A 3,120-nucleotide genomic window follows, 5' to 3' on the forward strand; every position below is an offset into this window, starting at 1 on the left:
CCGGTTTCGTTCTTGTCTTCGCAGACGGCGAGCAAAAACATTTCGCTGGCAATGAACTGGTCGCCACGTTTCTGGGCTTCCTTGTCGGTCAGGTTGAGCAGGTTGCCCAGGTCACGGCCGATGGAGACATCGCCACCGTGACCTTCGACCTTGGGCAGGCGGGTCAAGGCCTGTTCCAGATCCCGGCGCAAACCCGCCACATTGGCCCCGGCCCGCCCGAGCAGCGAGGTCGTGCCGCCGTCATCCTGATTGAGCAGGGCGAGCAGCAGGTGCTGCGGTTCAATGAATTGCTGGTCGCCACCAATGGCCAGACTCTGGGCATCGGAAAGGGCTTGCTGGAACTTGGTGGTGAATTTGTCGAGGCGCATGGAGGTTCTCCGGGTTCGGATTTTCTAACGAAGAAGAGATGAGGACTTTTCCGCAAAATTCAACCTGCAGGCCATGCAAAATTCGCATTCTGGCCAAGCAATCATCTCCATTTCATAGAATATTAGTGATAGCCTATGTGATGCCAGATTTGAAATATTAGACATTTCAGAATTCAGGGAGGAAAAAATGGCCAATCACGGAATGACTCTACGCAGCAAGCTGCTGACCATGACCGCCATCACCGTTGTTGCGCTCGCCGTGCTCTTCTCGGCGCTGCTCGTCAGCGGCAAGAGCCAGATGCTGGAAGACCGCGAAGCCAAGGTGCGCAATCTCGTCGAGTCGGCGCACGGCATCCTGACCTTTTACGAGAAGCAGACCCGCGACGGGCAAATGAGCGCCGATGACGCCAAGAAATTCGCCGCCGCAGCCGTCCGTACCTTGCGCTACGACAAGGTCGAATATTTCTGGATCAACGACCTGCAGGACACCATGGTCATGCATCCGATCAAGCCGGAGCTGGAAGGCAAGAAGCTCGATCAGATCAAGGACAAGAACGGCAAGTTCCTGTTCCAGGAGTTCAACAAAACAGTGAAGGCCAACGGCTCGGGCTTTGTCGATTATCTCTGGCCGAAGCCGGGTTCCGAGGAAGGCGTACCGAAAATTTCCTTTGTCATGGGTTTCGAGCCCTGGGGCTGGGTGATCGGCTCGGGCATCTACATCGATGACATCGATGCCAAGTTCCGTAGCGATGCGATCAAGCTTCTGCTCTGGGGCCTGGGCATCGCCGGCTTTATCGCCATTTCGCTGCTGCTGCTTTCCAACAACATCATCAAGACGCTGGGCGGCGATCCGGCGGTCGCCTCGGCGATCACCAAGCGCATCGCTGCGGGCGACCTGGCGACCCCCGTCGACTGTCCGCCAGGCGACCAGGACAGCCTGCTCGCCAATATCCGCACCATGCAGGAAACCTTGCGTTTCATGATCTCGAGCATCGTCGCCAACGCCGAGCAGGTGGCCACCGCCGCCGGCCAGTTGCTGGCAGCCTCCGAACAGGTGGCCGAGCGAGCCAGCCAACAAAGCGACGCGGCCTCGTCGATGGCCGCCTCGGTTGAGGAAATGGCGGTCAGCATCGATCAGGTCAAGGAGAACGCCAGCGAGGCGCATAGCATTTCGCAAACGGCCGGCAAAATTTCCGAAGATGGCGCCGCCGTCATCCACAACGCCGCCAGCGAAATGCGCAAGATTTCCGAAGCCGTTCAGGCCTCGTCGGAAATCATCGAAGACCTCGGCCACCAGTCCGACCAGATCACCTCCATCGTCAATACCATCAAGGAAATCGCCGACCAGACCAACCTGCTGGCGCTGAATGCGGCCATCGAGGCGGCCCGGGCCGGCGAACAGGGGCGCGGCTTTGCCGTCGTCGCCGACGAGGTGCGCAAGCTGGCCGAGCGCACCGGAAACTCAACCAAGGAAATCGGCGAGATGGTCGCCAAGATCCAGAACGGCACGCGCAGCGCAGTCAACAGCATGCAGGATGGCGTCCGTCAGGTCGGCAATGGCGTTGAGCTGGCCAATCAGGCCGGTGATTCGATCAACCGCATCCGCGACGGCGCGCTGCGCGTGACGGTCGTGGTCAACGGCATTTCCGACTCAATTTCGGAACAGAGCGTGGCCAGCAACGAGATCGCCCAAAAGCTCGAAATCATCGCCCAGATGTCAGAGGAAAGCGCCGTCGCCGTTCGCCACACGGCCGACGCGGCGCGCCAGATGCAGACATTATCCAGTTCGCTGCGGCAGATGGTGGCGCAATTCAAGACCTGATCAGAAGGAAATATCTTTCTGGGGAGCCAAGGCTCCCCGTTTTTATTTCTGCCAGCGCGCCGCGGCGCTGTCGCCCGCATCGCGGGCATCGATCAGTTTTTCCCGGAGCTGCGGGGCGGCCCGGTCAATGAAGGCACGAACCCGGGACGATAAAAGACGGGCGTGGGGATAGGCGAAATTGACCGGCACGGGTGGCAGCTCGTAGGCACTCAGCAAGCGGACCAGCTTGCCGGCCGCCAGTTGCTCGCGTACCTGGTAGGCAAGAAATCGCCCGCAACCAAGCCCCTTCAGGCAGGCGTCGATGGCGAAATCGATGTGATTCGTGCTTAGAACCTCCGGCATTGTCACCCGTAGCGGGCGCCCGTTTTCCTGAAACGACCAGTCCGGTTCAAGACTTGATCCGGTAATTCGAATCGCCTTGTGCATTTGCAATTCGGCCGGATTTTCCGGTTGACCGTAGCGGGCCAGGTATTCCGGGCTGGCACAGACAATCCGGCCGGTCGTACCGAGCGGCACGGCGACCAGCGAAGATTCAGGCAGCGTACCGATGCGCACGGCGAGGTCGATACCTTCATGAATCAGATCGACGACGCGATCAAGCAGCAATAACTCGATGCGCACCTCGGGATACGCGGCCAGAAAATCAGTGACGGCCGGACCCACGTGGAGGCGCCCGAACATCACCGGCGCCGTGATGACCAGCCGTCCGGCCGGCTTGACCTGATGGGCGATCAGGGCCGCTTCGGCCTCCTCGATATCCTGTAGCAGATGCCGGCAACGCTCGAAATATTCCCGCCCCTCGTCGGTCAAGGCCATGCGTCGCGTCGTGCGATTGAGCAGGCGAACGCCGAGCGCCCGCTCCAGCCCCGACAGGCTGCGCACCACCGAGGTCGGCGAAGTTCCCAGGCGATCGGCGGCGGCCGTCAGACT

3 protein-coding genes are annotated in these 3,120 nt (G+C 60.3%); 1 reads left to right on the forward strand and 2 read right to left on the reverse strand.

From position 1 onward, the window contains the following. On the reverse strand, window positions 1-368 hold a 368-nt coding region (locus tag ADADOO_RS09835; RefSeq protein WP_511277130.1), incomplete at its 3' end, for a Clp protease N-terminal domain-containing protein. A 187-nt stretch (window positions 369-555) separates the two neighbouring features. Between ADADOO_RS09835 and ADADOO_RS09840 the strand changes: the two genes are divergently transcribed. After that, window positions 556-2,190 carry a methyl-accepting chemotaxis protein gene (locus ADADOO_RS09840; protein ID WP_511277132.1) on the forward strand — a complete coding sequence of 545 codons (1,635 nt, stop codon included), beginning with the start codon at window positions 556-558 and terminating at the stop codon, window positions 2,188-2,190. A 42-nt stretch (window positions 2,191-2,232) separates the two neighbouring features. On the opposite strand, the gene ADADOO_RS09845 is transcribed toward ADADOO_RS09840, so the two are convergent. Next, window positions 2,233-3,120 (reverse strand): LysR family transcriptional regulator (locus ADADOO_RS09845; protein ID WP_511277134.1); only part of this gene is annotated, 888 nt, incomplete at its 5' end.

The organism is Azonexus sp., from assembly GCF_036170495.1.
In the GTDB taxonomy this organism is placed as follows: Bacteria; Pseudomonadota; Gammaproteobacteria; order Burkholderiales; family Rhodocyclaceae; genus Azonexus.

Coding starts and splice junctions, on each gene's coding strand:
- ADADOO_RS09840 (WP_511277132.1), top strand. CDS start 556: ATGGCCAATCACGGAATGACTCTACGCAGCAAGCTGCTGACCATGACC.